Here is a 4,332-nt window from a genome sequence, read left to right on the forward strand (position 1 = left end):
CCCTGCCCCGGGGGTCTGGATATGGCCTCTGGGCCGCCCGGCTACCGAGCCGGGCTGGGGTAACGTGACTCCGATTGGAATCACTCTGGCCCGGCTAGCCCGCTCACAACCGCCTCCAGCCTGGGACTCCCCCGCATATGAGCGCGAGCGCGCTTTGTTCTGGATCGAGCAAACGAAGCTGGACGACGATGGGCGACGGATTGCCGATAAGTGGGCTGGGGACCCCGGTACGGTCACGCCTGCGGGGTTATGGCAGGAAGCTGCCCTCGAGATCCTACACAAACACAAAACTCAGGCGGAGGATGCGGTTGCGATCCTGGCAGCACTTAATGTCGCTATGCACAACTCATTTATTGCTTGTTGGCGCGATAAGTTTTTGTACTACACAGCCCGCCCCAACCAGTGGGTAGCCACCTTTGACAAACGCTGGCAGCCCTATTTGCGCACGCCTCGTTTTCCCGCCTATCCTTCGGGTCATTCAACGGTAAGCGGAGCTGCGGCCACCATCCTGACCGCCTTCTTCCCCAGTGAGTCCCAAACCTGGGATCACATGGCAAAAGAAGCTTCCTATTCGCGTATCATTGCCGGAATCCACTGGTTTATGGACGGCAGTGGGGGACTGGATCTGGGGGAGCGTGTGGCCAGGCAAGTACTGGAAATACTGCAAAAGCCATAAGGGTGATATTCTCGGCCAACCCGAGCCTGGTTTTCACCGATAAGTAGACGTTATACCAATAATGTATAAACTATAACAAACGAAGCTGCCTGAGCGCCTTCGGGCAGAGGAGGCCACATGAACCTTCCTATTCATGTTGCACTGATTGGCTATGGCTTTGCAGGTCAAGTGTTTCATGCGCCGGTGATTAGAAGCGTTCCGGGTTTGCGGCTGGTGACGGTTGCCAGCAGCCAGCCCGAAAAAGTCAAGTCGGACTGGCCCGACATCTGGGTGAGTCAGACGGCTGAGGAGGTGATTACCCATCCCGAGATTGATCTGGTGGTAATTGCTACCCCCAACCAGACCCACTTTGACCTGGCCCAGCATGCTCTGCAAGAAGGCAAGCATGTAGTGGTGGACAAGCCTTTTACCATCCGCGCCAGTGAGGCCAGAGCCCTGGCCAGCCTGGCTACTCAGAGGAACAAAGTGCTATCGGTATATCAAAACCGTCGTTGGGATGGGGACTTCCTGACGGTGCAGCGAATGCTACAGGCTGGAACCCTGGGCGAGGTGGTACATTTTGAATCGCATTTTGACCGGTATCGTCCGGAGGTGCGCAATCGCTGGCGCGAACGGGCCGGGCCAGGCAGTGGACTCTGGTACGATCTGGGGCCGCACCTTGCCGATCAAGCGCTACTGCTATTTGGCCCTCCCATCGCAGTTTATGCCGATATGGCTGGGCAGCGTGACAACGCTCAGGCGACCGATTACTTTCATGTGTTGCTACGCTATGCCCGGCTGCGCGTAGTACTGCATGCCAGTGCGCTGGTGGTGGGAGACAACCCCCGCTTTGAGATTCATGGAACCCAGGGCAGCTTTATCAAATACGGACTGGATCCCCAGGAGGAAGCGCTCAAGCGGGGTCTGCGCCCTGGCGTACCAGAATGGGGGCACGATGCGATAGAAGGCCAGTTGTACCTGCCCGACCAGCCTCCACAACCCGTCCCCACCGAACCTGGCGATTACCGCCAGTTCTATGCAGGGGTGCGGGATGCTATCCTGCAAAAGGGGCCTAATCCCATCTTGCCAGAACAGGCGGTGCAGCTTATGGAGCTGCTCGAGGCTGCCATCCAGAGCGCGACCGAACGGCGTGAACTTCCCCTGGAGGGTGAAGTATGAACATCGAGCAAGACCTGGCCGGTATCGCCGAGCAAGAGGCCCGGCTGCGTTTTGATCGGTTTGATGCGCAGACCGCCTGGGAACTGGGGCAAAAACTCATGCGGGCTGCCGAGACCTTGCACAGCGCAATTGCGATTGACATTAGCCTTTTTGGTCAGCCCCTGTTCTTTTACGCGATGCGCGGCACCACCCCGGACAACGCTGACTGGATCCGGCGAAAACGCAATGTGGCCCAGCGCTTTCATCGCAGTTCCTATGGGGTAGGTCTAATGCTCAAGCACAAACAAAGCAGCCTCGAGGAGCGTGGCCTGGATACCCGCGATTACGCCGCCCATGGCGGGAGCTTTCCCATCTTTGTCAAGGGCGTGGGTTGTATCGGGGCCATTACGATTTCCGGGCTGCCCCAGCGCGAAGACCACGAGCTGTTGGTAGAAGTGCTGGCCGAATACCTGAACCAACCCCTGGCCGAGCTGGCCCTGGATCCCTGAAGCGAGGGGGCATGAAGCAGTTTGGCAGAAGGATGCTCGAGCACTGGCAGCTCGATCCGGCCATCACCTACCTCAACCATGGAACCGTGGGGGCGACCCCCAAAAGAGTTCTAGCTGTCCAGCAAGCCCTGCGGGAAGAGATGGAACAACAACCAGCCCGCTTTCTCTTACGGGAACTTTCGGCCTTGTCGGGCCGTTCTGACCTGACGATGCCCAGGCTGCGGCTAGCCGCCGAGGCCGTGGCCCGGTTTGTGGGGGCGGCAGGCCAAGACCTGGTTTTTGTGGACAATGCCACCACCGGGGTGAACGCAGTTTTGCGCTCGCTGGATTTGCAGCCTGGAGATGAAATCCTGATTACCAGTCTGGCCTATGGGGCGGTGGTGAACGCGGCGGCCTTTACTGCCCAGGCGCGTGGAGCCAGGCTGATGACGCTGCAACTGCCTTTTCCGGTGTCGGACTCGAGCGAATATGTGACTGCGTTGGCCCAGGCCCTCACCCCCAGGACGCGACTGGCGATCCTCGATCACATCACCTCCGAAACCGCTCTAATACTGCCCCTGGCCGAGATGGCGGCAAGTTGCAGGGCTGCGGGGGTTCTGGTGCTGGCCGATGGAGCCCATGCACCCGGTGCGATGAACCTGCATATTCCCCTCCTGGGCGTGGACTGGTACACCGGAAACCTGCACAAGTGGGCGCTGGCCCCCAAAGGCTGCGGTATCCTGTGGGCGGCCCCAGAGCGGCAAAAAGACCTGCATCCCCCTGTGATTTCCTGGGGTCTTGGGCAGGGCTTTACCCAGGAGTTTGACTGGGTGGGCACCAGAGACCCCACGCCCTACCTGTCTGCACCCGCTGCTCTTGCATTGATGGAGGAATGGGGGGTAGATGCCATGCACCAGTACAACCATGCCCTGGCCTGGGAGGCGGCCCAGATACTGACCCAACGCTGGAATACGGAACCAGCAGCCCCAGAGCAGATGGTGGGCTGCATGATTACCGTGCCCCTGCCCCGAACCCTGGGACAAAGCCGCGATGAGGCGGCCCGGTTGCAGTATGCTCTGCTATACGACTACGGGCTCGAGGCCCCCATTCTGAGCATGGGCGAACGCCTGTGGGTGCGGGTCTCGGCCCAGGTGTACAACGACCTGGAGGATATTGAGCGCTTCGCCAGAGCAATTGCATCCTACCCCTAGCACCCTGATAGACAGGCCGCGAAAGGGCTCTCCCAGCCCGAACAAAACAATTCAAAATCCGGGGCGACTGGCCCCGGATACAAAATTTGGCGGAGAGAGGGGGATTCGAACCCCCGGTACGGTTGCCCGTACACACACTTTCCAGGCGTGCTCCTTCAACCACTCGGACACCTCTCCAGCTTGCCAGGCTTGGAAGCCTGCGTGCCAGTGGGAAATACCACCAGCAGGCAGACACGAGTCTACAGGGCGATTTCCAGAGCGTCAAGCCAAATCGAGACGACAGCGATATACTCTGGGGGTGCGTTTGCTTGCGGTCTTTGCTCACCCTGACGATGAAATAGGCGTTTCTGGCACTCTGTCCAAGCATGTACTGCGGGGGGATGCGGCCAGGATTCTCTGGTTGACCCGGGGCGAACTTGCCAGCCAGTTTGGCGATATGCTCCCCGAAGAAATAGCGCGAATACGCGAGGGGCATGGCCATGCAGTGGCCGAGATGGTGGGTGCCGAGGGTCAGTTTCTCGACTTTGCAGACTCGAGCCTGACCGGGGGCAGGGAAGAGGCGCTGGCCATTGCCAGGGTAATTGCTGCCTGGAGACCGCAGGTGGTGGTGACCTGGAACCCCCATGATGTGCACCCCGATCACCGGGCGACCTACTGGGCCACCCTCTCGGCGCTCAAGTTCTGCCGAATACCCAAGCTGGTGGGTGAGCCCCACCGCAAGCCGGTGCGGCTCTTGCACTACTACCGCAGTGATATTCCCCGACCGGCGGTATATATAGATGTGGGGGAGGAGGGGCAGGCAGCGGCTGACCGGGTATTT

At 59.7% G+C, this 4,332-nt stretch carries 5 protein-coding genes and 1 tRNA gene; 5 read left to right on the forward strand and 1 reads right to left on the reverse strand.

All coding sequences use genetic code 11. From position 1 onward, the window contains the following. From Q0288_RS08695 to Q0288_RS08710, 4 genes are all read left to right on the forward strand, one after another. Positions 1-676: vanadium-dependent haloperoxidase (locus Q0288_RS08695; protein ID WP_299429502.1), on the forward strand; the 676-nt coding region annotated here is incomplete at its 5' end. A gap of 117 nt (positions 677-793) precedes the next feature. Then, complete coding sequence (locus tag Q0288_RS08700; protein WP_299429503.1) at positions 794-1,834, forward strand: oxidoreductase; 1,041 nt, start codon at positions 794-796, stop codon at positions 1,832-1,834. Further along, positions 1,831-2,322, forward strand: a complete 492-nt coding sequence (locus Q0288_RS08705) for a heme-degrading domain-containing protein (protein ID WP_299429504.1) — start codon at positions 1,831-1,833, stop codon at positions 2,320-2,322. The genes Q0288_RS08700 and Q0288_RS08705 overlap by 4 nt, the downstream gene beginning before the upstream one ends. An 11-nt stretch (positions 2,323-2,333) precedes the next feature. After that, on the forward strand, positions 2,334-3,512 hold the full coding sequence (locus Q0288_RS08710) for an aminotransferase class V-fold PLP-dependent enzyme (protein WP_299429505.1): 1,179 nt from the start codon (positions 2,334-2,336) through the stop codon (positions 3,510-3,512). An 87-nt stretch (positions 3,513-3,599) separates the two neighbouring features. Here the strand turns inward: Q0288_RS08710 and Q0288_RS08715 are convergent. Continuing rightward, positions 3,600-3,689, reverse strand: a tRNA-Ser gene (locus Q0288_RS08715). Positions 3,690-3,810: 121 nt separating this feature from the next. Here Q0288_RS08715 and Q0288_RS08720 point away from each other — a divergent pair. Then, a partial coding sequence (locus Q0288_RS08720) for a PIG-L family deacetylase (protein ID WP_299429506.1) occupies positions 3,811-4,332 on the forward strand: 522 nt, incomplete at its 3' end.

Origin of the sequence: uncultured Meiothermus sp. (assembly GCF_937863175.1) — a bacterium.
In the GTDB taxonomy this organism is placed as follows: domain Bacteria; phylum Deinococcota; class Deinococci; order Deinococcales; family Thermaceae; genus Meiothermus.